The organism is Mucilaginibacter sp. A3364, assembly GCF_059690715.1.
Map to the genome: position 1 here is coordinate 279,713 of NZ_JCAWED010000002.1, position 24,029 is coordinate 303,741.

The following is a 24,029-nucleotide window of genomic DNA, read 5'->3' on the forward strand; positions in this document are numbered from 1 at the left end:
CAGAAAGGCCGGGGCTTTGAGCCCCGGCCTTTCTGTTTTGGCTTACTCCACCTTATACCGCAACACCTGCCTGCCCAGCAGGCCGTCGGCATCAATACCTTCAACAATTACTTTATAATTGCCCGGTTTATCGCCGTTATGAAAACTAACGGCGGCATTGCCATTTTTTACCAGTACAGCGGGGTTCCAGTAAATAGTGGTGCGCATATCGGCGTACACGGGTTGTTGCGTAACATCGTATTTAGGTACATAAAACTCTTTTACGTTATCAAACCCGCGTGGCGTGATAGCTGTAATTTCGGGCTTCCAACGCGCGCCCATCTCCGGGTAAAGGGGATTGATAGGATCCAGTATATATAGGCGGCGCGTGTAGATGAGCATGGCCGGCGGGGTGATACCGTTAGGGCGTACAATGTCTATTTTGGTAATGTCTTCCGAGTCCCAGGTGTCAAGTATATCGGCTATTTTATCGCCGCTGGCGGGTTTGTCGTTTAGTAAAATAAAGCCCAGCTCGCCATTAATATATATTTGATACCGGTTGTTAAACTTATTAATTCGCAGGCCGTCAATGTGTCGGTCCTTAAGTGCTTTTACGGGCGTTTTATCGGCATCAAACTCATTAAATATGATCGACTCGATGATCTGCCCTTTTATCGCGGCAAGCGAATAGTTTAGCTGCCGTCTTCCGTTATTGCGATTAATGGCAACCTCTCTCAGCATCCGCCCCTGCGCGGCAATAGCCTGGGTTTTTACCAGCTTGTTTAATGCCTGTCTTTGTTTAAATACCTGGGTATAAGCCGCAGTTAAATTAACTTCAACCCGCGGCGGCGGATTAAAAGCGGTCTGCATATCACCGATGTTAGGATTTTCGCTTTGTTTTTGGGCAACAAATTTATCTATCAAAACCTCCAGCCGGGTATCGTTAAAGGTTTTACGCCTGCCGGCAACGGTAAAGGTCAAGCCATCGGTAAGCACCAGGTTATTAAAGCTGAAACGCCCGTCCTTATCCGTCCGGCTTTTAAGTACAATGCCTGTTTTATTGTTCACTATAGATACGTTGCCGTAAGGTATTTTAAAGCCCCATAAGCCTATTAGCTTGCCGCTTATCTCGCTGGCCAGACCCTCGGCGCGGTAGGGTTGCGCGATGGGTTTGCCTTCAACCAGATCGGCCCACTTAAAGCGACGATAGCCCTGGGTGAGCATCAACACGTCCAGGTGTTGGCGGGTGGTAGTATTGGGCTTATTGAAATAATAGTTGGGCTGTTCTACGTAGCCTTTTATGTCGCTGTTCAGCAACAGGTGCGAAAATATGGTAGTAGCGTTATTATCATCAGCCGGCACGTCATCCTCGTTAATTACCGAAACCGAAAAATTACTGATGGCCGCGTCGCCTTCATTGCCCTTAGTGTTCAGCATCAGGTTAACCTGTTCGCGACGTTTATAAACGGGTTTAAAGGTGTTCAGTTCAACCTCCAATTTGTCGTTATTCTGCACAAATATCAGTCGCTCGTTAAGCGGTGTGCCGAGGTTTGAAAACAAGCTCAACTGCACTATCCCCGATGGTATATCACCCGTACCAAACGTTACCACACCCGGCTTTTTGCCAACGGGTATGGTGGCGGTATAAAACACTTCGCCGCCGGCCTGTGCTATTAAATGTACAGGCGGCATATACCCTTCAAAGTCCTGCGGCGAATTGGCCACCATAACCCTAACCGAATCGTTTGCCGCGTTTGCACGTGCTGTTAGCTGGTAACCGCTGTCGTTCACCGACGGCAATGCAATCTCGCCCGTGCTGCCATCAGCATAAGTTACTTTAGCCGTGTAGCTGTGGTAGCGCAACGGCGTAAAATCAAAACTTCCCATGCCCAGGTGGGTACTGGTAAAGTTGGCAATATGGTATCCGTTCTCCACCACTTCGCCCTTAACGGCAATGCCGCGACCATTGGTGCCTATGGCTTTAAACGCCACGCGATTGTTAAGCCCCGCCACCAGGTTTCCGCCTTCGGCAAAAAATTGCAGATCGGCCTGCATGGCTATACTTTGTATGGAGAATGTTTTCTTAACTATGCTAAAATCCTCAGCTTCCACAGTAGTAGCCAGGTGCGATCCTTTCAGCATATCGGCGCTGATATCTTTCATAGCAATACGCACTATGCCGCTGTCATTGGTAGTTTCTGTTCCTTTAAGCAGCGTGCGGTAGTTTTTGCGCAGGTTATAGCGCACCTCGCTGTTGGTTATTGGCTTACCGTAAGCATTGGTAAAACTCAATTTGGCCGTGGTTTGCGTTTTAAGACCAACGGGCTTGTATTCGTATTCTATTTTGGTAAATATGCTGTCGCGAAGGGAATTTTTCACCACAAAAACATGGTCGTAAAAATAATCCGGACCCGCATTGCGCATCCACTGCGTGTACGAACGCAGGCGGTAATTCCCCTCGCGCAGATCATTGGTAAGCGCGAAACAGCCCTTGGCCATCCCGGCCATAACCGGCAGGCGCAGTATTTTGGTTATGGAATCGGCACTGTTAACCAACTCCACGTATAACGAGCCGCTTTTGGCCGAAAGCTGATGCCGGCTGCCAATAGTTACATAAGCCTTGTACCAAATGGTATCGCCAATGCTGTAATAGGGCCTGTCGGTGTGCAGGTAAACTTTTTCTTGTGGATTGTTATCGGCCCAGTTTTGCAGGGCAGCAAGCAATTTTTCAATCGGGTCATCGCTGCGCGGAATAAAAGCCAGCAGGGCCAGCAATGCAGGCAGCAACAGGGCAAGGGTTAAGGCAGGTTTTTTCATGGAGGCAGACAGGTATAATAGGTATTACTAATATAGTAATTAATCTATTGATACACAATGCGCCGGCAGCCGCTTCCTGAGACGCAAAATATTGCGTCTCTACACCAGTACCTTTTCCACATCTTCCTTAAAATTTCGGCCTATGGGTATTTGGTTGTTATTAATAATGATGTGACCACGCTCCAATCGTTTAATTTTAGCGATAGATACAATGAACGATTTATGCACGCGCACAAACAGGTTTTGCGGGAATATATCCAACATGGCTTTGATGGAGCCCTTGAGTAGTATCTTATCTGTTTGGGTATAAATTATAGCATAATCCTTCAGGCCCTGTATGTGGGTAACCTCATCAAACTGTAGCTTAATACGGTTAACGCCGCTTTTTACAAAAATGTGCTCTTCGTTTTTTGCTTCGCTGATGGGCTCGGTGTTGGTATGCTGAACTTTTAAGTCGATGATCTCGCGGGCGCGATTAATGGCCTGCTCAAACCGGGCGAATGATATGGGTTTCAACAAAAAATCAATCACCCCTAATTCATAACCTTCAAAAGCGTAATTACGGTAGGCGGTGGTGAAAATAGTTAAGGGCGGATCGGGTAGTGTTTTTAAAAACTCGATACCGGTCATCTCGGGCATTTCAATATCCAGTAACAGCACATCAGCAGCGCTATGTTTTAAGTGCGATAAAGCATCCCCCGCATTAGTAAACAAACTAACCGACTGCACGCCTTCCAATCGCTTTAAATACCCTGCCAGTACTTCCAGCGCTAGTGGTTCGTCATCCACCACCACAAATTTCAACGCGGTCTTCTCCATCTTAAAACTCAATTAGCAGTTGGGCCAGGTAAGTATCGCCCTTATCCTCCAAACTTAATTCATGTTTGGCCGGATATAGCAGTTCAAGGCGTTGCCTTAAATTAACCAGGCCAATGCCCCCTTTGGCTTTCACGCCGGCCAGCAGCGGCTTTGTATTTTCTACTATAACTTTTAGTGTACATTCATCGGCCGTCACCTCAACCGTAAGCCTACCGTTTTCGGTTTGCCTGCCCAGGCCGTGTTTAAAAGCGTTCTCCACCAATGGCAACAACAGTAAAGGTGCTATTTCATGGCCGGCTAATTGCCCGTTTATATTTAGGCTGATAAGCGCGCCATCGGTAAAACGCAGGCGTTCCAGTTCCATGTAATTGTTAAGGTAGGTAACTTCCTTTTCTAAGGATACCTTGTCGCCGGTGCTATCGTAAAGCATATACTCCATCATTTCCGACAGTTTTAAAACCACATCGGGTGCCAGGTCTGATTTTTTGAGGGTGAGGGCATACAGGTTATTCAGGATATTAAACAGAAAATGTGGGTTAACCTGGGCACGCAAAAAATCAACCTCGGCATTCAATTTTTCTACCTTAATTTTTTGGATGAAGAGTTGCTGTCCGTACCAATCAAGGCTTAACTTCAGCGCCAGCATTAAAGCTAAATACCACAGGGTGCTAAAAAAATTATAGTAGATGGCTTCCCACAGATCGCTGTTGCCCAGCGGACCGACGATATAGCCGTACAAATACATATCAAACGTACACTGCACAACCAGGTACACAAGCACCGATACAAACAGTGCGCAGAAATAAGCCCAATAACGTTTTTTTTGCAGCAGGCGGGGTAAAAAGTAATGCAGGTTAAGGTATGCTATCGCGATAAGCAACACTACCCTGCCCGCAACGCAGGCCAGGAAGTAAGGTGTAGTGGCTTTGTAAATGAGATAACGCCTCTCAAACAAAAAAAAGCAGGTAACCAATACCCAATAAGCCGTGTGCACTATTGCATGCTTTACTGTAACACTTCGGTTAGAGAACGGGAGTTTAACTTGCTTTATCGAAGTATCCATTGCTTTTTCTTTATAAAGTAGCCCCGGCGGACCGGTAATTGGTTGTAAAAAGACGGAAATGCACCAAACGCGCCAAATTATATAGACCAACGGCACAAATAGTAGATGAATATAAGCATAAAACACCAACGTCTACAATTGAGGTAGTTGCTCTACTATTTTTCGGTAAATTTATACGGCTGCCGAATATTGTGGTGACAAATAAACATTGTTTCATTTTAAAACCTACAATTATGCAACACTTAAAAATTAACCACTGGTACGTTAAATTATTTACCGTGGTAACACTGGCACTAGCCAGCTTTAGCTTCACTACTAACTTCGGGCTGGATGGTTACGAGATCCGCCTTAACAACAAACTGGTTTTTAAAGGTTACGTAAACCAGGCTTTTAATCTGCGCACGCTGCAACTGGATAAAGCCAAAGAAACCGACCAATTACGCATAACCTACACCCATTGCATGAAAAATAACGGCCCGGGTGATGGCCGTAGCATAAGCCTGCGCGACGACAAGGGCAACACGCTTAAAAAATGGACTTTCGCCAATGCTACCGGCGGCGATACAGGTATGACCATAGCCATGAAGGACCTGCTGCAACTGCGTCAAAAAAATGCAGGGCATGAGTTGACCCTGTATTATGCTTCGGAAGAATTGCCTAAAGGCGAAATGCTGTCAATGCTTAACTTTAAATAGCCTTAGACAAATATATGCGCATGAAAAATTTAGTATTAGCCCTGCTGGCCCTGGTAATAGGTTACAGTAACTGCCGCGCCCAAAGCAAAAAAGTAGGCGGCCCCTGCGAGGGTTGCGAGGCTATTTACGAAAGCCCGGTGCCTTTTGAACAGCTCAAATCGTTTACGGAACTGCCCAATGTAAGCTGGGATGGTAAAAAGCCCATGGGCATTAACGGCACAGTTTATAAAGCCGATGGCAAAACACCTGCGGCCGGTGTTGTACTATACCTTTACCATACCGACGAAACCGGCCACTACCCAAAAAAGGGGAACGAGACCGGCTGGGCCAAAAGGCATGGCTACCTGCGCGGCTGGGTAAAAACGGATGCAAACGGCTTTTATAAATTTGGCTGCCTGCGCCCCGCCCCTTACCCCGGCCATACAGAGCCTGCGCATATACACGTAACTGTTAAAGAGCCCGGCATTAATGAGTATTATATTGATGAGTTTGTTTTTTCGGACGACCCATTGCTTACCGACGAACGTAAACAAAAACTACCCAACCGTGGCGGCAGCGGCATTGTAAAAATTATTGATGTGGGCAATATGTATAAAGGCGAACGGAACATTTACCTCGGGAAAAACATCCCTGATTATCCTTCGGCGAAATAGTATGAGAAAGTATAAATGGCTGCCCGTTCTGCTGTGCTGTTTCATGGCACAGCAGGCATCGGCCCAGCGCGCCGACAGCCTGAAAAAAGCCGACTCGGCAGTTATTAAACTTAATACCGTTACCATACGTGCACAGCGCCGTGCCATTGAGCAGCGGGTTGACGGTATTGTTTTTAATGCAGAAAGCCTGCCCGCCATTGCCGGGGCCGACGCGGCAGATGTGCTTAGGCGGGTGCCGATGATAAACATTGATGCCAACGGTGGGGTTGCTGTTAGGGGAAGTGCCAACGTTAAGGTATTGATAGATGGCAAACCTTCGCAAATGTATAGTTCATCAGTGGCGGATGCTTTGAGGGCCATACGGGGCGAAAACATTGCCAAAGTGGAAGTGATCACCAACCCCTCTGCGCGCTATGATGCCGAGGGGACGGATGCCGTGGTAAACATCATTACCAAAAAACCGCGTGATAATGGCACCAACGGTAATGTGGGAATGGCGCTGGGCAACCGTTCGCACAACTTAACGGGCGATGTACACCGCAAGCAAGGTGCATTGTTATTAAATGCAGAAGCCGTTTACCAACTATACCGCAACCAAAACGGCTCCATACTGCAGCGAAACGCCAATAACCTAACCCTGCTGCAACAAAACGAAACCCGGCAAACCGGCAATTATTTTAACGGCGGTTTTAACTTGCTATACAGTCTCGATTCGCTTAATACGCTTAATGCAGGTTACCGCTACCGTAGGGCACATAGCGAAACCGATGGCGTGTCTGACAATTTTAATGCGGGTACCGCCAACCCTGTATTACAATTTACACGGAACACGTTTACGCCGGGGAGTACCAGCGGCAGTGCTTTTAACGTTGGCTTCACCGGGCAATCGGCCAATAAAAAGTCGGAGTACGCGCTGTTGGCCATGTACACGCCATCGCTTAATTTGAGCGACTACAGCCTGCAGCAAACAGGGCCAGGCAACAGCCGTTATAGCGAAAACTTTTTCAGCAGCGGCAAAAACAAAGACTATATCATACAGGCCGATTACAGCCAAAAGCTCAACGATAACCTGAAGTGGGAAACCGGCGCAAAACTAACCGGCAAAGAAGCCCGCAACACCAGTTTGTTCGAGGTGTTTGATCCGGGTGTTGGCAGTTATCAGCGAGATGTTAACCGTTCAACATCATTCAACTACACCAGCAGGATCTACGCCGGATATACCAACATCACCCTAAAACAAAAAAAATGGGGTTTAAGTACCGGCCTGCGCTATGAAAAAACGCAGATAGACGCAGTATTTAAAAACCAACCGGCCACTATCCCGGCGTTTAATAACCTGGTACCACAGGTGTTGTTAAATTGGCTGGCGGGTGATAAAAGCAGCATTAAGTTGAGCTATGCTATGAAAATTGTAAGGCCATTTGTATCCTATCTCGACCCGACCGTTAACACCAGCGATTCGGTAACGCTGCAATTTGGCAACCCCAAACTAAACCCCGAAGTAACCAACCGTTACCAGTTAAGTTATACCGTAAATGATGCTACGCTGTTCAAGGATTTTGTGTTGTTTTTTAACGATAACCGTAACAGTATAGAAAACATACGCACACCCACCGGGAACGGGCGATTTGCCAGCACCTGGCAAAACGTAGGCAAAAACCAGCGGCTGGGCTTATCGGCTACGTTTAACTGGAAACCATCAGGCCTGCTTACTTTAGGCCTTGCTTTTACCGGGCAGTATGTGTGGCTGCAAAGCCCGTCGCTTAATATCAGCAACCAAGGCTTTATGCAACAGTATACTTTTAATGGCAGCTACAAATTGCCGCAAGGTTTTAGTATTGATGCTTATGGATTTTTTAGCGGCAACGTCCTGCTTTTACAAGGCTACCGTTCGGGGTGGAAATATTATAACGCCACGCTAAGCAAGAAATTTAAAAACGAGCGCTTAGTGCTTAGCTTCCGTGCAGAAGCCTTTTTAACACGTTATGCTTTTATTGATGAAGTGGTTATAGCGCCTACTTATCAGCAGCACTTATCCCAACGTTATCAAAACCAGTTTTTACGGTTGATGGTATCCTACAAGCTAGGTAAAAAAGAAATTAAAAGCCCGCAGGTGCGAAGCATTGAGCAATAGTTGGGTTTCAAATTAAGGGTGTTTTGAGAATCAAAAGAGGGTGTCATGCTGAGGCTCTCGAAGCATGCGGGCAAAGGTTACGCTCACCCTTCGAGTGCGTCAGGATGACACCCGCAACAGATCAGCATAGAGTTAATCTATCGAACAATCCTAATCTCAAATTGCCTGTAAACAAAAAGCGGCCCGGAGTATATTCCGGGCCGCTTAGCATAGGTACTAAAACTCTTTATTAATCTAACCAAACAGTTTGGGTAAATGCGCCGTTAACAGCCGAATCCCAGGCCTCTAAACGAAGCCATTTTTTTCCCGCCAGGTTAACCGGTATTTTGTAAGCTTTTTCGCCAAAAGCGGTAGTGCTGGTCAGGTTAACTTTTTGGTGGAAGGTATTTTTACCGTCGCCGGTGATGATCTCGATAAAGTTAAGCGGGAAGGTCCATTTAACAGTTACGTCAACCACGGCTTTGCCCGGGTTTTTAATGGTCGATCCGGCTTCGGCACCATTCACTTTAAAGTTTGGTAATAATACCTCTCCGCTGGTGGCGAAGAATCTGCCGCTCTCCATCACATCTAAAACAGGCTGCCAGCCGTTTTTAAACTCGGGCAGGGTATTCATTTTTAAATAGTTGATGTTTACGTGCGAGTACATTTCGTTCTCGTGGGTAATGGTAAATATGTCCGACTCGGCCAGTACTTTCTTTTTAAGGCCCCAGTTGTTCATATCATCCAGCAAACCTAACACACGCTGACCCATACGCACGGTAGAAAGATCGCCCGGGATGTTTTTCCAGGCAGCGCCAAAGAAACGGTCTGATTTATAAAACTCCTCTTCTTTGTAAGCATCAGGGAAACCGGTAGAACCTTTAGTACGTGCGTGAGCGGTCCAGGCCAGGCCTTTTTCGTCCTGCAATAGTTTAAGCATATCGTTTTTGTCGCCAATGTGGTAAACCTTACCGTACACCGGATGCTGGGTTACCAATGGGGTACCCGGCTTTCTAGACATGATCCAGTAGATAGGTTTCGGGAAAAAGTCTAACCAGTGGCCGCCGAAGAAATTATTAGGTTCCTCGCCCGGCAACAGCAGGAAGTTACCTTTTGACTCTTTTTCGCACTCTTTAAATAAAGTGTTTAATTCCAGTAAACGCAATGAGTCCGGACCTTTAGGGTGGCCCGGGCCATGAAACTCGGCCAGGTGCACAATGTTTACACCCAATTTTTTAAATACCTGCACATACTCAGGCTCGCCTTGCTCGGCTCTGCCTTTAAGTATTTTGTCGGTATACTCATTATGGAAGTGGCTGGCCATAGTTTTGTAGCCCGGTAGCGGAGCATATTTATCGCCGCGGGTAAACGGTTTAATTTTGGCTAAAGCACCCTCGCCTTCGGTAGTGGTAACCAGGCAGTAAAAGTTCATACGTTGTTTGGTTCCCGGAGGCGCGTTAAACCATGGTACGTAACGACGATCGCCGTACAGGTCCTGACGTATGCCCAAACCATAACCGTCTATCATTTTGCGGTAGTTGGTACCGTGCCAAACAAATTTTAAATTGAAAGCCTCATCCAGCGGGTAAAAATACTGGTGCGGCGCCGGGAAAACGGCTAAGCTACCGTTAGCGCTCTGTCCAATAATGCTGCGGAATCTTACAGCCAGGTTTTTACTGGTATCGGCCGCGTTAAAATCGGTAGAGGTATAGGCTTCAGATACGTCTGGTTTGGCGTAGCCGATCTTTTTCCACACCTGTGTTTTACTTACCATAGCGGCATCGTAAACCACGGCTGTACTATCCACTTGTGTGCTCATTACGGCGGCTACATTAAACAGCGGACTGCCATTGTAAAAAGTAACTTCAATATCGCCGCTGAAACGATCGGCACTGATGCCGGCCACCTTTACAATAGTGCGTGAACCTTCGGTACGCACCGAAGCGGCACCTTTGTCCATCGTCGCTAAAAACGATTTGAATGGTTTGCGTGGCACGCGGTCAAAAAATATGTTCCAGCCGTTTTGCGATATCAGGTCGCGCTTACCGATGGTAACCACAAACTCGGGGTTAAGGTTGGCGGCTACTTCTTTGTAAGCGCCTTTGGCGGTTGCCTGTATGCTTTTAAATAGTGGGGTGCCTTTGGCCAGGTCTAATATCACTCGGCCTTTATCGGCCGCGCCTGTTGGCCAGGTTACATTAAGCTGCGAGCCGGTTTTGGTTACCGTTACGCCGCTGGTTTTGCTCAGGCCTTTTAGGTCGACCGCGTTTTGGGCGCGTGCCACCTGGCTTAGCATCATGGTGCCCAAAAGGCACATTATCAGGGATCTTCTCATGGTATGTAGGGAGGTTAGTTTGTTACTTTAAATTGCGATTTTAGGCGGATATCATCTGACGAGCTGCCCACCATTACATCAATAGCTTCGGGCTCCACGCGGAAGGCGTGGATCTTTTCATCATAAAATGCCAGTTTTTCGCCGGGGATGATTAGCGTTACCGTTTTGCTTTGGCCGGGGTTAAGGGCAATACGTTCAAAACCGCGCAGCTCTTTTGCCGGGCGTTTAAGGCTTGGCGACACATCGTGAATGTATAACTGCACCACCTCGTCGCCCGCTACTTTGCCACTGTTTTTCACATCAACCGTTACGGTTATTTTGCCTTTGGCAGATATTTGTTTGGCTGATAATTTAAGGTTGCTATAGGTAAAATTGGTATAGCTTAAGCCATGCCCGAATGGGAATAATGGCTTGCCATTAACATACATATAAGTAAAGCCTTGGGTAACATCGTACTCGGTTTGCGGCGGCACCTGGTCTTCGGATGCATAAACGGTATAAGGCAATTTACCGCCAGGATTTACGGTGCCGAATATTACATCGGCAGTAGCATTACCGCCTTGCTCGCCACCCCACCAGGCTTGTAAAAGCGCCGGGGCGATATCTTTCAATACAGGCGACACTAATGGACCGGCACTCATCTCAACCACCACAGTTTTTGGGTTGGCAGCAACTACGCGTTTAACCAGTTCTTCCTGGTTGCCGGGTAAACCTAATGAAGTACGGTCGCGGCCCTCTTCTTCAATACGAAGGCTGGTGCCGATGTACAGGATAACCGCGTCTGATTTCTTTGCCAACTCCACCGCTTTGGCCATTTCTTCCTCGGCGTTAAAAGCAGGCGGCGGGTTATCATTGTTGCGGTTGCCGGTGTTTAGGGTGATGTAACCGCCTTGGGCATACTGAATATCAACTGCGCTACCTAAACGGTTTTTTAAACCTTGCAGCGGTGTTATCGCTTCCATTGGTCGGCCACTATAACCGCCCGCGGTAAACACATTGGCATGCGGACCAATTACCGCCAGCGTTTTAATACTTTGCTTGTTAAGCGGTAGCAGATGCGTTTTGTTAGTTAATAATACGATAGACTTTTGCGCTTCTAACAAAGCCAGCTGGCGATGTTTTTCGCTGCCGATAACCGATACCGGAATCTTGCTATAAGGCACCAGTTCCTGCGGATCAAAATCGCCCAGTAAAAAACGGTCGCGCATTACGCGTTTAACAGATTCGTTAAGTTTTTCTTCGGTCAGCAAACCTTGCTTAACAGCAGCGGGGATGTATTTCATAAACTCCGCGTCCGAAAAATCGCAGCCGGCGTTAATAGAGCGGGCAACAGCTTCTTCATAGCTCATTTGTTTCTTTTCGTGACCTTCAACCATCGAACGTACGCCACCCAGATCTGATACTACAAAACCTTTAAAGCCCCATTGGTTCTTTAAAATATCGGTCAGCATCAGTTTGTTCATGTTGTTGGGGATGCCGTTGATAGCGTTGTAGGACGCCATGATAGATTGCGCGCCGCCTTCAACAATACAATCTTTAAAATGCGGCAGCCAGTATTCATGCAGCATACGCTCGGTAACCGAGGCCGACATGGATTGACGGTCCTTCTCCACATTATTAACCGCGTAGTGTTTTAAGGTTGATACCAGTTTCAGGTATTTGGGATCATCGCCCTGCAAACCTTTAACATAGGCTACACCGATGCGGCCGGTTAAGTATGGATCTTCGCCATAACATTCGTTGATACGGCCCCAGTATGGGTTACGGCTGATATTGATCACCGGCGCGCGGTAAATTAAACCTTTATGTTCGCCGGGGGCGTTAGGGTCTATGTGCCAGCCGTTATAAATGGCGCGTGCTTCGTCTGATATTGCGGTGGCTACTGTATGTACCAGTTTGGGGTCCCAGGTTGCAGCAGAGGCTATGGAAACCGGGAACATAGTGGTTGGGCGGTTCCAAACTACGCCATGCAGGCTTTGGTTCCAGCGGTCTGATTTGATGTGGAAACGCTCTATCTCGGGGGCTACGTGATTCAGGAATTGCGCCTTCTCTTCTATCGTCATCCGCGACAGCAGATCGTTCACACGTTCGTTTACAGGTTTCTTTGGATCCTGGTACGGCAACAACGTTTGCGCATTTGCACTGCGCAGGTTTAATGCCAGGCCTGCTACAATAAAAAACAGACCAATAGCTTTTTGCTTGGTGAGAGGCAACATATACTAAAGCTTGGTTTACTTGGTGACTAAATGTACCTAATAAAACCAGTTTTTTCCTAAAGAAAACTACGAAAACGATTTCTTAACATGCAAAAGTTACATAGCGAAAGAAAAATGAAAATAAATTTGCGCAACTGATTGATTGCGGATATATTTGCAATCAATCAGTTGCAAATAAGATGAGACGAGACATTTACCAGGCCATTGCCGACCCGACCCGCCGGGCCATACTAACACTGCTGGGCGTGCAGGCCATGACACCCAACGCGCTGGCTGAGCATTTTAACAGCACGCGCCAGGCAGTATCAAAACATATTCAAATACTGGCCGAATGTGGTGTAGTACACCAAAAACAAACCGGCCGCGAAATACATTATCACTTTAACGCGCAAAAAATGAAAGAAGTAGATGAATGGCTAGAAACCTTCCGCAAACTGTGGAACACCCGCTTTGAGCAATTAGATGACATTTTAAAAGACCTATAAAACAACGATCAATCATGAAACACGAAGCAAAATTTGAAAAAGATCCAAGCGGCAACAAACTAAATGTTACCCGCGAGTTTAACGCCCCGGTTGATAAAGTATGGAAAGCCTGGACCACCGCCGAAATACTGGATAAATGGTGGGCGCCAAAACCCTACGTAAACAAAACCAAATCCATGGATTTTAAGGAAGGTGGCCGTTGGTTGTATAATATGACCAGCCCGCAAGGCGATGTGCACTGGTGCCTTTTAGATTATAAAACCATCGACCCGGGAAAAAGCTATACCGGTGTTGACGCTTTTTGCGACGAGGATGGTAATGTTACCAACCAGTTTCCGGGTTCGCATTGGTTAACTCAATTTGCAGCTACGGCTACCGGTACTAAAGTAGAAGTTGTGCTGACTTTTGAAAGCGAAGAAAAAATGAACCAGATTATTGAAATGGGCTTTAAGGAAGGCTTTAGCATGGGGCTGGGTAATTTGGATGAGGTGCTGGAAGAAATGTAAGTGTAATAAATAATCACTAATAACGGAAGGCTGCCTACGGGTGGCCTTTGTTGTGGAATCAGACTTACGAAGTTTTTTAAACTTCGTAAGTCTTCACTATGTCGGGGTGAGTAATCGCCGCCTACCAAAATGGCCTGAAATTAGGCCTGCTTATCAAGGGCGAAAACGACCACGGTATAGAACTCAAAATAATAACCAAAGCTATGGTAAACCAAATAGCCATAGTTTTGAATTTTTCTTCATCAGTAGCTTTCCGTTTGGCTTTAGCCGAGCCGACGCTGATGAGCGTAATGGCGATCAGCATCATGGTAATATGCTCCATTCCGAAAAAGCGGATAACCCGCTCATGCACCGCGGTAGCAAAATTGCTGATGAAATAGGTAACTATCGGGCTTATAAAATATAGCCATACGCCAAATACCATTTGCACATGCGCTACTGTTGCCGCAATGTGGCGCACACGATCATCAAACTTTGTGAAAGGTTTCTTTCCCAACCAGCCGCTATATCCCCTGTAAATAGCGAAGATTAAAGTAAGCAGCACTAACCAACGGGTTAATGAGTGTAAGGCTAATAATAAGGCGTACATATTGGTGTTGACGAATATCCTTCAAAAATATTTTAAAGAACTTAATTTTTTGGCTCGCGAAGCAACGCCCGGCAATGCGTGCACGTAACTATAGTATCTGCTAACACGAATTAATTACTGAAACTATGAAAACAAGAAAATTAAGTTACGGAGTGCTAACGGCCTTCGCCGTTACAGTGATGATGGTGATATCCTGCAAAAAAAGCAGCGAACCCGAAGGTTTGAATGAGCCGCCAGCAATTACGGGTTTACAGCTGACCAGCAATGCCAAATTTGGAACCATAATTACCGATAATAATGGCATGGCCGTTTATTTTTTTTCTAAAGATGCCGCCAGCACTTCAACCTGTGTAGATGGCTGCGCGGTTACCTGGCCACCTTTTTACAAAGAAAATCCAACCCTGGGCACCGGCCTTACAGCTGCCGATTTTGGCGTAATAACGCGTACCGATGGCAGCAAACAAACCACCTACAAAGGCTGGCCGCTGTATCATTACACGAACGATAAGGTTGCCGGCGATACTAACGGCGATGCCGTAGGCAACCTGTGGGCCATAGCCAAGGCTGATTATAGTGTAATGTTTGCCAACGCGCAACTGGTAGGTCATGATGGTGCGCAATATACCGACGCCGGAATAGCCGGCGCTGCAACATCGCAATATATTGTTGATGCTTACGGTCATACATTGTACCTATTTACCCGCGATACCCACAACACCAACACGTTTACTAAACCCGACCTGAGTAACAACACCGTTTGGCCGATATTTGAAGTGAGCGCCGTGGGCAGTATACCTACCGTACTGGATAAAACCCAGTTTATCACCATTACATCGGTAGGCAAAACCCAACTGGTTTACAAGGGACACCCTCTCTACATTTTTGGGCAGGATGCCTTAACGCGTGGCAATACCAAAGGTGTAAGCTTCCCTACACCGGGTGCCGCCATCTGGAAAATTAATAATACGAATACCGTTGTGTTATAATATAGTTTGTAGAATTGTTGGGCGGGTAGTTGGCTGTAGCCGCTACCCGTTTTTATTTACAACAAAAGCCCCGCTTATTGTGGCGAGGCTTTGTTACTAGGTAGATGGTAGATAATTAGTTTACCCGGTTGGCGTCATTACCCAGCTTTAACAGGTAATCATTCAGTTTTTCATGATCGTCTGCCGAATAAGTTTCTAATTTGGCAAGGTAAGCCGGGCTATGCGTATAATTCGCAATTTTTTCAAGCGCCATAACATAGCCTATGTATTGCTTTTTGATATTAGGATAGGCTTCAAATTCCGTTTTTGATGCCGATGTGCGACTAAGCAACTCAGTGTTATACGTCCACCTGGAAGCAGCAAACTTTTTCTCCAGAATTTCCAGGTCCTTTTTTATGGAAGGATCGCCCAGTTTAGGGTTCATAAAAACCGGCTTCAATAGTGTAGTGTATCTTTTCAGGTCGTTGTATAAAATCTCCAGCTTAAGGTCTCTTTTAAAGTTTCCAGCCGAAGCAATTTCGCCGGCAGGCACCTCTTTATAATTATCATAGCTTTTCACAAACTTTGGCGTAACACCCGATGCTACAAAACCTTGCAGCGTTTTTACCGATAAGTCTTTATAACCAATATCCATAAAACCTTTAATAAAGGCAGGCGTAATACCATAAGATGTAAATGCTTGCAGTGTTTTTAAACTCACATCATTATAGCCTATCTCCTTAAAACCCTTAATATACTCGGGCGTTATACTCCACGATGTTAAGCTTTGCAGGGTGGGTAAAGATGTGTCATATCCAATTGCCTGGAAACTTTTGATATAAGCAGGCGTTATACTCCACGAGCTTAAAGCTTGTATGTTAGGTATTGATGTGTTGTAACCAATATCCTTAAAGCCTTTGATCCATTCGGGCGTTATACTCCACGAGCTTAACGTTTGCAGGGTTTTAACCGATGTATCATAATCAATATCCATAAAACCTTTAACATACTGCGCGGTAATACCCCATGCCGAAAAGGCCTCCATAGTTTTAATGCTTACATCTTTATAACCTATATCGGTAAATGATTTGATGTATTCGGGCGTAATATTCCAATTGGCCAAAGCCTGCAAGGTTTCGGGCGAGATGTCTTTATAACCTATATCTTTAAAGCGATCGGCAAAGTTGGCCGGGACTATAGCGTCGGGCGTAAAAGATACTTTACCTTTAAAGGTTTTACCATTCGGGGCCTTCAGGGTAACTGTGGTATCATTTTTTAAATTAATGGTTTGCCCATCGGGCAAGGTAAAAGTATTCAGGTTTTCATTTTTTGCCGAAGGGCTACCCGTAGCAGCCTGCTTATTAAATGCGCAAACCAGTATTACCAATAAAGGCGCTAACATTAAATATTTCCAGCTGGTGTGGATGTTTGATCGTTTGGTATTCATCATCACTATACGTTTTTTAAGTAGCGATTGATTATAACTGGTGGTAACGTGCATGGCATAATTTGGCACCGACACTTTTAATAAACTCATCTGATAGGCTTCCATTTCTACCTCGTGACCGCGAATGATGGCATCATCCGTTAAAAACTCCAGGTTGTTCTCCACCTCCTTGCGGTAAAGCCAGGCAAAGGGATTAAACCATTGCAGCACCAGCATCATCTCGGCCAATATCAGGTCTACCGAATGGCCTTGCTTCACATGGATCTTTTCATGCAGTAATATTTGCTTATAGGTTTCCCAATCGTATCTGGCGGGATTAATAAATATGGTGGTGCCGAAGGAACACGGCGCTTTATCATCATCCAGCTCCACAATACGATAAATACCATCGCGTATCACCGGCTTTTTGTAGCCCTGTATAAACAGCGCGATGAGCTGTAGCAAAAAATTGCCCGCAAATATCGCCACACCGGCCCAGTATAGCCACATCGCCCATTTTAACATATTATCGCGATTAAACTGCCACACATTGCCGGCATCTGCTTTTTGTAACGTCGGCTGCGCTTTATCTAAATTCTGTTCCGTCGTTACGTTAGGATCGATGGTCGACGCGTCATCAATCACGGTGTTAAATGGCTCCGCCTGTTTAGTCTGCGCTGCCTGCGGCAACGATTGTTTAACCGCAATGGCATTACGAAGCGATAATTTTTGCGGCACGGATACCAGCGGCAATAAAAAACCCAGCACCAGGCAGCCCAGCAGCAGCCAGCGGTTAAGGCTATAATAAGTTTCTTTTTGTAGCAACAGCTTATAAAAGGCCAGGCAAAATGCCAGTAGCAGGGCTACGTGTATGCTGTAAGGTATCATTGCTTTTTGTTTTTAATGATGTTTACAATATCGTTCAGTTCCTGCTCGCTTATTTTTTCCTCTTTGGCAAAAAAGGCCAGCATGTTGGTATACGAGTTATCGAAGTATTGACTCACGATATCCTTCATGGCGTGCTTTTGATACTCTTCTTTGCTGATGATAGGAAAGTACTGGTAGATATTCCCCACAGCCTCGTGGCCCAGGAAACCTTTATCCTCCAATATCTTCACCATAGTAGCCAATGAGTTGTAGTGTGGCTTAGGGTCGGGCATGGCGGGGATCACTTCTTTTATAAAAGCACGCTCCATTGTCCAGAACACCTGCATAATTTGTTCTTCTCGTTTTGCTAGTTTTTGCATAAGGTTTAAATTTTAATTAAACCTAATACTAATTAATTAGTATTACAACTAATTGATTAGTATTTTTACTATTATATTGATAATCAGGTATATAATTTCTTACACCCGAGTCTTATACAACAAAAAAGCCTCCCGTTTAGCGGAAGGCTTAATTTCATGATAGGCTTAGGGTCTTGTCGATTTACATTTAGGGCGAAGGTGGGCTTATCCACATCTTTCCGCAATACCTACTTCTAGGTATTTTACGTTTAAAAACGGTGGATTATGGGTGTATTCCCTCCCGGCGCGGTAGGTACAGTAAGGTAGTTTTGATAAACCAAACGCCCCTGACCATGTTAACACTCACCATCGACAAAAAAATTGAGCTGGAAATAGCTAAAATTGAAGCCATAGCTGCCGACCTGCCCGGTATTGTGGTAATACACTCGGTTAAAGACCAGCGCGTGGTGTGGATGTGCAACCGTGGCTTGGCCGAACTGGGCCTAACCCTGCAGGAAGTGCAGAACCTCAGTACCGCTGAGTATTATAACACTTACTTTAACCCCGAAGACGCTAAAGATTACGTCCCTAAAATAATGGGCTTGGTAGCTAACTGCGACCCGGATGAAACGGTTACTTTTTTTCAGCAGGTAAAATTTAAGCGCTTGCCCGATTGGATGTGGCACCTGGCCAGCAGCAAAATTTTTATGGTTGATGACGATGGCGAACCGCTGCTATGCATCACCATTGCCCTCCCTATCGACGGCATGCACCACATGGCCAGCAAAGCCGACCGTCTGCTGCAGGAAAACAACTTTTTACGTAAAAACCTGGCCAATTACCGCAAATTAAGCAAGCGCGAGATAGATATTTTACGCGCCCTGGCCCTGGGCAAAACTTCGGCAGATACGGCCGATGAGCTGTTCATCGCACAACACACGGTAGAGACACATCGAAAAAATATAAGGCGCAAGTTAGGCACTTCATCTTATTTTGACTTGTGCCAGTATGCAAGGGCTTTTGATTTGATATGATACGCTATTGCACCGCAACAAAAGTCAAACACACCGCCTCTTTGATCTCTATCTTGGTATCGGTAGGTGTCAACTTCCCTGTAGCCCTATCAATCTTAAAAAAATCGATCACATTAGCCAGCTGACCGGCGCAAAGCAAGTAATTCCCTGTCGGATCAATAGCGAAACCACGTGGGGCCTTGCTTACCTTGGTGGTTTCTATAAAAGTTAGTTTGCCGCTTTTCTGGTCGCGGGCGTAGAGGGCAATGTTATCCGCTCCTTTTCGATTAGACGCGTACAGAAAATTACCATCCGGCGAAATATGGATATCGGCTGCCTGGTTTTGATCAAAATCAAGCGGCATCATGTTAATAGTTTGTATAAAAGTAAGTTTACCGCTATCATATTTATAAGCGCGCACATAACCGGTTAATTCCTGTATCACATACAAAAACTTTTTATCGGGCGAAAACTCAAAATGTCGCGGACCATCGCCGGGAGATGATAGATAGGATTCAGGATCGGCAGGTGTTAGTGGCTGAGGTTTGGTACCGTCGTAATTATAAACGTTTACTTTGTCGGTACCCAGATCGGCCACTAAAATATATTTGCCGTCGTCGCTCAAAGCCGTTGCATGCACATGCGGCGATGTTTGCTTCACGCTGCCGCCGGTGCCGTAATATTGCAGGTTTTGCGATACCGCGCCCACCGAGCCATCTTTATTAACCGGTACCACGGTTAAATTACCGCTGGTGTAATTAGATATGAACAGATTTTTACCATCCTTTGCTAACGCGATGTGCACCGGGTTAGCACCGGCCGCCGACTGCTTATTAATAAACTCCAGCTTACCCGCTTTGGCATCAAACTTAAAGGCGCTTACATCGCTGTTTTTAGGTTGCGAGTTATTGGCGTAAACAAACTTTTTATCGGCACTCACCGCCAGGAAAACCGGGTTTTGCGTTTCAACGCTGCTGTGCAAGGTCACTTTGCCGGTTTCCGAATCAAACCGGTAAACCGGGATGCTGTTGGTATAGCTACCTATTAAAAGATTATAAATTTCACCCTGCTGCGCAAAGCCAAACAAAGGGGCCGACAGCAGTACTGCAAGTACTAGTTTTTTCATGATGTGGTTAAGCAGGTAATTGGTTATACTGCAAGGTAGGGAAAATTCATAAAAACACCTATTATGTCATTGCGAGCGTAGCGTGGCAATCGCACGTAGAACGGTGTGCTACTTTTCTCCGTGCGATTGCTTCGTCGTTCCTCCTCGCAATGACAAATATTATTCAAACCTACTCCACCGGTATCAATTTCAAACAAACTGCCTTAGCCACTTCTAGCTTTGTGCTCATCAGCGTTAAACGGCCCGTTGCTTTATCGGCTTTAAAAACGTTAACGCCGGTGCTGTGGCCAACCAGCACAAATTTGCCGGTAGGGTCTATAATAAAGTTGCGAGGCGTTTCGCCGGTTTTGTAGCGGGCAATAAAGGTTAGTTTACCGTTATCGGGATTGATGGCATAGGCTACAATTTCGTTCGCGGTACCGCGATTGGTGGCGTATAAAAACAAGCCATCGGGCGTTATGTGGATATCGGCCGCGCCGTTAACACCTTTAAAATCATCGGGCATCATTTTCACAGTTTGGATCTCTTTCAGTTCACCGTTAACGTAAGTATGGCCGGTGATGGTGGCATTTAGTTCCTGTATACTGTAAACATATTTACCATCGGGCGTAAACTCCAAATGGCGCACACCACTGCCCGGTGCCACCGCAACAGTTGGGGTGGCAGCCGGCGTTAAAGGGGGCGTAGCAGCAGCCTTGTAATTGTAAACATGAATTTTATCCGTACCCAGATCGGTACCTAACACAAACTTTTCATCCGGCGAGAACAGGATAGCATGTGCATGCGGCGCTTCCTGGCGGTTTTTATCAGGGCCGGTGCCGGTGTTTTGAATAGCTTGATTACTCGCACCCAACGAGCCATCTTTATTAACCGGGAAACTCACAAAACTGCCACCCCCATAATTGGCTATCAGCACGTTTTTATTCGCCTTATCAACCGCTATATAAGCCGGCGAACCTATTGATGGCTGGCTGTTTATCTTATCCAGCTTACCGGTGCTTTTATCAAACTTAAATGCGGTTACGCTGCTATTTGTTTTGCTATTCTCATTTACCGAGTATATAAACTTACCATCGCTGCTTACAGCCAGGTACGATGGGTTTGCCGTTTCAACCTGGTTAAGGTAAGCCACACGCCCGGTTTCTTCATAAAAACGGTAAACGTATATGCCTTTGCTGTCGTTCTCACCATCGCCGGTGAAGGTGCCTATCACCAGGTCAAACACTTTAGGTTCTTTTCCTTTTTTTTGGCCGAAGGCGATGACAGGCGCAAATAATATTGTTAGCAGCAGTAACTTTTTCATAGGTAATAACAGTATAGTTTATAACGCAAGGTAGCTAAAATACATAAAAAAAGCCCCGCTGTCGCGAGGCTCTTATATTACTTTATTAAGTGTTTTAGCTGGATGATCTCTTTTTCGTCCAGGTAGCGCCAGCGGCCGCGCGGAAGATCTTTTTTGGTAAGGTTAGCGTAAACCACACGGTCAAGCTTTACCACCTCGTAACCCAAATGCTCAAACATACGGCGAACGATACGGTTTTTACCGCTGTGTATCTGTACGCCAACCTCGCGTTTGGTGGCACCTTGTACGTATGACACGGCATCGGGCTTAATAAAGCCATCTTCCAGCTCTAAACCAAACTGCAGTTTGTTCAGGTCGCCCTGGGTTAAGCTTTTGCTTAGCTCCACCTGGTATATTTTTGTGATGTTGCTACGCGGATGCGAAAGTTTGTCTGCCAGATCACCATCATTGGTCATTAACAATAAACCGGTAGTGTTGCGGTCTAAACGGCCTATCGGGTAAATACGCTCGCGGCTTGCTTTCTCTACCAAATGCATCACCGTGCGGCGCTCTTGCGGATCGTCGGTAGTAGTAATGTAGTCTTTGGGTTTGTTAAGCAATACGTAAACGCTTTTCTCACGCTTCAGGGTTTCACCATTGTAACGGATCTCGTCTTTCATCGGGTCAACCTTGTGGCCCAGTTCATTGATCACCTCGCCATTTACCGATACCACACCTGCAATGATCAGCTCATCAGCCTTACGGCGAGAGCAGATACCTGCGTTAGCGATATAACGGTTCAAACGGATCAGGCCATCATCAGCCGCGGTTTTCTTGGCTGAAGTTTTTTTAGGGCGAATGGTTTTATCCTTAGCGTCGTATTTCGGTCTGTCGTGTTTCGGTCTGTCCGGATCGTAAGGTTTATCAAACTCCCTTTTGAAACCAGCGCCTGCCGGTTTATCACCATAAGCACGCTTTGGTTTGTCGCCAAAGGCCGGTTTATCACTGTAGGCTCTTTTCGGCTTATCGCCAAAGTCAGCACCTTTTGGCTTGCGGTTTCTTGGCACGCTGTCACCGTCAAAGCTTCTTTTCGGACGATCATCGCCTGAGGCCGAACGGCCTGAAAAACTTTTAGGTGCACGATCGGTGCTATCACCAGTTGGCCTGCCTGAATATGGCTTTTTGCGTTCGAAAGATTTTTTATCTCCCGCTTGTTCGCCATAGCCTCTTTTCGGGCGCTCTTCACCGTCGCCGGTTGGGCGGCCGCTATATGGCTTGCGCGGACCGAAGCTTTTCTTTTCGCCTCCGGCAGAAAATGCGCTACGCTCTGCACTTGGGCCGCTTGAATATCTTTTTTTAGTATTGTCTGAGTCTGGTCTGTCTGCACTTTTTCCTCTTGATGAAGAAGCAGATCTTTTTGAAGAGCTATCGCTTTTTGACGGCCTGCCCGAAGGCTTGTTAGAACGGTCGTCGCGACTGTTGGCTGGTTTCTTAAATGCCATAATTTTTGAGTTTGCGCTTTCGCAGCGTGAGGGTCAAAGGTACGGCATTTTTGCCGTTTTTAAACCCTTTTTTTGCTTTTTTTTGAAACCCGAGAAATCGATGTTTAAACCGCTTTAAAGGCCGATTTTACAACTATTTTCAAATTCTCAAAACACTAACCCAATGGTAAGTGTTTGACAATCTGACTAATAAAACGTACTTTTGCAAAACTATTTACCTAGTGTACTTTAAATGGATAGAAAAAAAATGATGAAAAAACACTTAATTACGTGCTCCGTAATCATGGTGCTGATAATCATTTTAGGGCTCACAACTGCCAGCAAATCGGTGACTAAAATAACACCGAAACCAATGGTAGCAAAGGCAGCCCCACGCATCTCCACTATTGTTTTAACAAACAAATCTGATGCCGCAAATGATTATAGCTTCGCTAATGAAGCTATTCCCGTAAATGCTGCTGTGTATAAAAAAATGCAGAGATCGCTTAACAAGCACAGTTACAAGAACATCCAATCGCACGTATTACATACCAAAGCCGAGAAGTTGTTCCCGATAATTGAGCCTATTTTAAAAGCGTACGGAATTCCTAATGACTTTAAATACCTGCCCCTGGTGGAGTCAGGTTTACGTGAAGGCACATCGCCTAAAGGCGCTGCCGGTTTATGGCAGTTTATGCCGGGCACTGCACGCACTTACGGCCTAAAAGTTGGGCACGGTATAGACGAACGCCACAACATCAAAAAAGCAACTATTGCCGCCTGCAGATATCTGCGCGAGTTGCACGACGAGTTTAACAGCTGGACACTGGCCGCTGCCGCTTATAACAACGGCTCGGTTAAACTGGAAAAAGCCATCAACAAGCAAAATGAGGATAACTACTTCAGGATGCATTTGAACCGCGAAACCGGTAATTACGTGTACAGTTTAATTGCTATGAAAGAGATCATAGCTAAACCCGAAAAACATGGATACAGCGTTTACTATGCTTACCAACAACCTAAAGACCTGATCACTTTTAACAAATTGTAATAGCAGTATAATTTTTACGGCCTATTACACGTGAATTGATTACGGAGCACCAAAAGCCCGATCTGCCCGAATAGCAGATCGGGCTTTTTTGTTTATATTTGCAAAAATTTTTAGCATTTTGCTTTGGGCTTTTGCATCCGCCCTAAAACATTAAAACCAACCTTCATAAAACGGGGTTTAATACATTGG

Annotated in this window: 19 protein-coding genes; 8 read left to right on the forward strand and 11 right to left on the reverse strand. The window is 45.9% G+C overall.

Going from position 1 to position 24,029, the window contains the following annotated elements:
* Positions 1-42: 42 nt before the first annotated feature.
* From AC59JT_RS13815 to AC59JT_RS13825, 3 genes are all read right to left on the reverse strand, one after another.
* Positions 43-2,796, reverse strand: a complete 2,754-nt coding sequence (locus tag AC59JT_RS13815; RefSeq protein WP_497399867.1) for a hypothetical protein — start codon at positions 2,794-2,796, stop codon at positions 43-45.
* Positions 2,797-2,895: 99 nt separating this feature from the next.
* On the reverse strand, positions 2,896-3,615 hold the full coding sequence (locus AC59JT_RS13820) for a LytR/AlgR family response regulator transcription factor (protein ID WP_497399869.1): 720 nt from the start codon (positions 3,613-3,615) through the stop codon (positions 2,896-2,898).
* 1 nt (position 3,616) lies between these two features.
* Positions 3,617-4,678, reverse strand: coding sequence for a sensor histidine kinase (locus AC59JT_RS13825; protein WP_497399870.1), 1,062 nt, complete (start codon positions 4,676-4,678; stop codon positions 3,617-3,619).
* Between the two features lie 233 nt (positions 4,679-4,911).
* On the opposite strand from AC59JT_RS13825, the gene AC59JT_RS13830 reads away from it, so the two are divergent.
* From AC59JT_RS13830 to AC59JT_RS13840, 3 genes are read left to right on the forward strand one after another with little or no spacing between them, the layout of a single operon-like run.
* Positions 4,912-5,373 (forward strand): hypothetical protein, encoded by a 462-nt coding sequence (locus AC59JT_RS13830; protein ID WP_497399871.1) that lies wholly within the window; start codon positions 4,912-4,914, stop codon positions 5,371-5,373.
* Positions 5,374-5,393: 20 nt separating this feature from the next.
* Positions 5,394-6,026: a dioxygenase family protein gene (locus AC59JT_RS13835; RefSeq protein WP_497399873.1), complete on the forward strand. Its 633-nt coding sequence runs from the start codon at positions 5,394-5,396 to the stop codon at positions 6,024-6,026.
* A 1-nt stretch (position 6,027) separates the two neighbouring features.
* Positions 6,028-8,160: a TonB-dependent receptor domain-containing protein gene (locus tag AC59JT_RS13840; protein WP_497399874.1), complete on the forward strand. Its 2,133-nt coding sequence runs from the start codon at positions 6,028-6,030 to the stop codon at positions 8,158-8,160.
* 229 nt (positions 8,161-8,389) lie between these two features.
* Here the strand turns inward: AC59JT_RS13840 and AC59JT_RS13845 are convergent, their stop codons facing one another.
* On the reverse strand, positions 8,390-10,474 hold the full coding sequence (locus tag AC59JT_RS13845) for a CehA/McbA family metallohydrolase domain-containing protein (RefSeq protein ID WP_497399876.1): 2,085 nt from the start codon (positions 10,472-10,474) through the stop codon (positions 8,390-8,392).
* Positions 10,475-10,488: 14 nt separating this feature from the next.
* A complete protein-coding gene (locus AC59JT_RS13850) occupies positions 10,489-12,690 on the reverse strand; it encodes a glycoside hydrolase family 3 C-terminal domain-containing protein (RefSeq protein WP_497399878.1) in 2,202 nt (733 codons plus the stop codon).
* A gap of 179 nt (positions 12,691-12,869) precedes the next feature.
* Between AC59JT_RS13850 and AC59JT_RS13855 the strand changes: the two genes are divergently transcribed.
* Together AC59JT_RS13855 and AC59JT_RS13860 are read left to right on the forward strand one after the other, a co-directional pair.
* A complete protein-coding gene (locus tag AC59JT_RS13855; RefSeq protein ID WP_497399880.1) occupies positions 12,870-13,175 on the forward strand; it encodes an ArsR/SmtB family transcription factor in 306 nt (101 codons plus the stop codon).
* A gap of 14 nt (positions 13,176-13,189) precedes the next feature.
* Positions 13,190-13,681: an SRPBCC family protein gene (locus AC59JT_RS13860; RefSeq protein WP_497399882.1), complete on the forward strand. Its 492-nt coding sequence runs from the start codon at positions 13,190-13,192 to the stop codon at positions 13,679-13,681.
* 121 nt (positions 13,682-13,802) lie between these two features.
* On the opposite strand, the gene AC59JT_RS13865 is transcribed toward AC59JT_RS13860, so the two are convergent.
* A complete protein-coding gene (locus tag AC59JT_RS13865; protein WP_497399884.1) occupies positions 13,803-14,270 on the reverse strand; it encodes a hypothetical protein in 468 nt (155 codons plus the stop codon).
* 125 nt (positions 14,271-14,395) lie between these two features.
* Here AC59JT_RS13865 and AC59JT_RS13870 point away from each other — a divergent pair, with 125 nt between their 5' ends.
* Positions 14,396-15,256, forward strand: a complete 861-nt coding sequence (locus tag AC59JT_RS13870) for a hypothetical protein (RefSeq protein ID WP_497399886.1) — start codon at positions 14,396-14,398, stop codon at positions 15,254-15,256.
* A gap of 115 nt (positions 15,257-15,371) precedes the next feature.
* Here the strand turns inward: AC59JT_RS13870 and AC59JT_RS13875 are convergent, their stop codons facing one another.
* Both AC59JT_RS13875 and AC59JT_RS13880 read right to left on the reverse strand, forming a co-directional pair.
* Positions 15,372-17,549 carry a M56 family metallopeptidase gene (locus AC59JT_RS13875; protein ID WP_497399888.1) on the reverse strand — a complete coding sequence of 726 codons (2,178 nt, stop codon included), beginning with the start codon at positions 17,547-17,549 and terminating at the stop codon, positions 15,372-15,374.
* Positions 17,546-17,908, reverse strand: a complete 363-nt coding sequence (locus tag AC59JT_RS13880) for a BlaI/MecI/CopY family transcriptional regulator (RefSeq protein WP_497399890.1) — start codon at positions 17,906-17,908, stop codon at positions 17,546-17,548. The genes AC59JT_RS13875 and AC59JT_RS13880 overlap by 4 nt, the downstream gene beginning before the upstream one ends.
* A gap of 332 nt (positions 17,909-18,240) precedes the next feature.
* Between AC59JT_RS13880 and AC59JT_RS13885 the strand changes: the two genes are divergently transcribed.
* On the forward strand, positions 18,241-18,921 hold the full coding sequence (locus AC59JT_RS13885; protein WP_497399892.1) for a helix-turn-helix transcriptional regulator: 681 nt from the start codon (positions 18,241-18,243) through the stop codon (positions 18,919-18,921).
* Positions 18,922-18,925: 4 nt separating this feature from the next.
* Here the strand turns inward: AC59JT_RS13885 and AC59JT_RS13890 are convergent, their stop codons facing one another.
* The 3 genes from AC59JT_RS13890 to AC59JT_RS13900 all read right to left on the reverse strand — a co-directional run bounded on the left by AC59JT_RS13890 (position 18,926) and on the right by AC59JT_RS13900 (position 22,810).
* Positions 18,926-20,026: a lactonase family protein gene (locus AC59JT_RS13890; protein ID WP_497399894.1), complete on the reverse strand. Its 1,101-nt coding sequence runs from the start codon at positions 20,024-20,026 to the stop codon at positions 18,926-18,928.
* 169 nt (positions 20,027-20,195) lie between these two features.
* Positions 20,196-21,329, reverse strand: coding sequence for a lactonase family protein (locus AC59JT_RS13895; RefSeq protein WP_497399896.1), 1,134 nt, complete (start codon positions 21,327-21,329; stop codon positions 20,196-20,198).
* Positions 21,330-21,406: 77 nt separating this feature from the next.
* On the reverse strand, positions 21,407-22,810 hold the full coding sequence (locus tag AC59JT_RS13900) for a pseudouridine synthase (RefSeq protein ID WP_497399898.1): 1,404 nt from the start codon (positions 22,808-22,810) through the stop codon (positions 21,407-21,409).
* Positions 22,811-23,162: 352 nt separating this feature from the next.
* Here AC59JT_RS13900 and AC59JT_RS13905 point away from each other — a divergent pair, with 352 nt between their 5' ends.
* Entirely contained in the window at positions 23,163-23,840 is a 678-nt protein-coding gene (locus tag AC59JT_RS13905) for a lytic transglycosylase domain-containing protein (protein WP_497399900.1), read from the forward strand.
* Positions 23,841-24,029 lie beyond the last annotated feature (189 nt).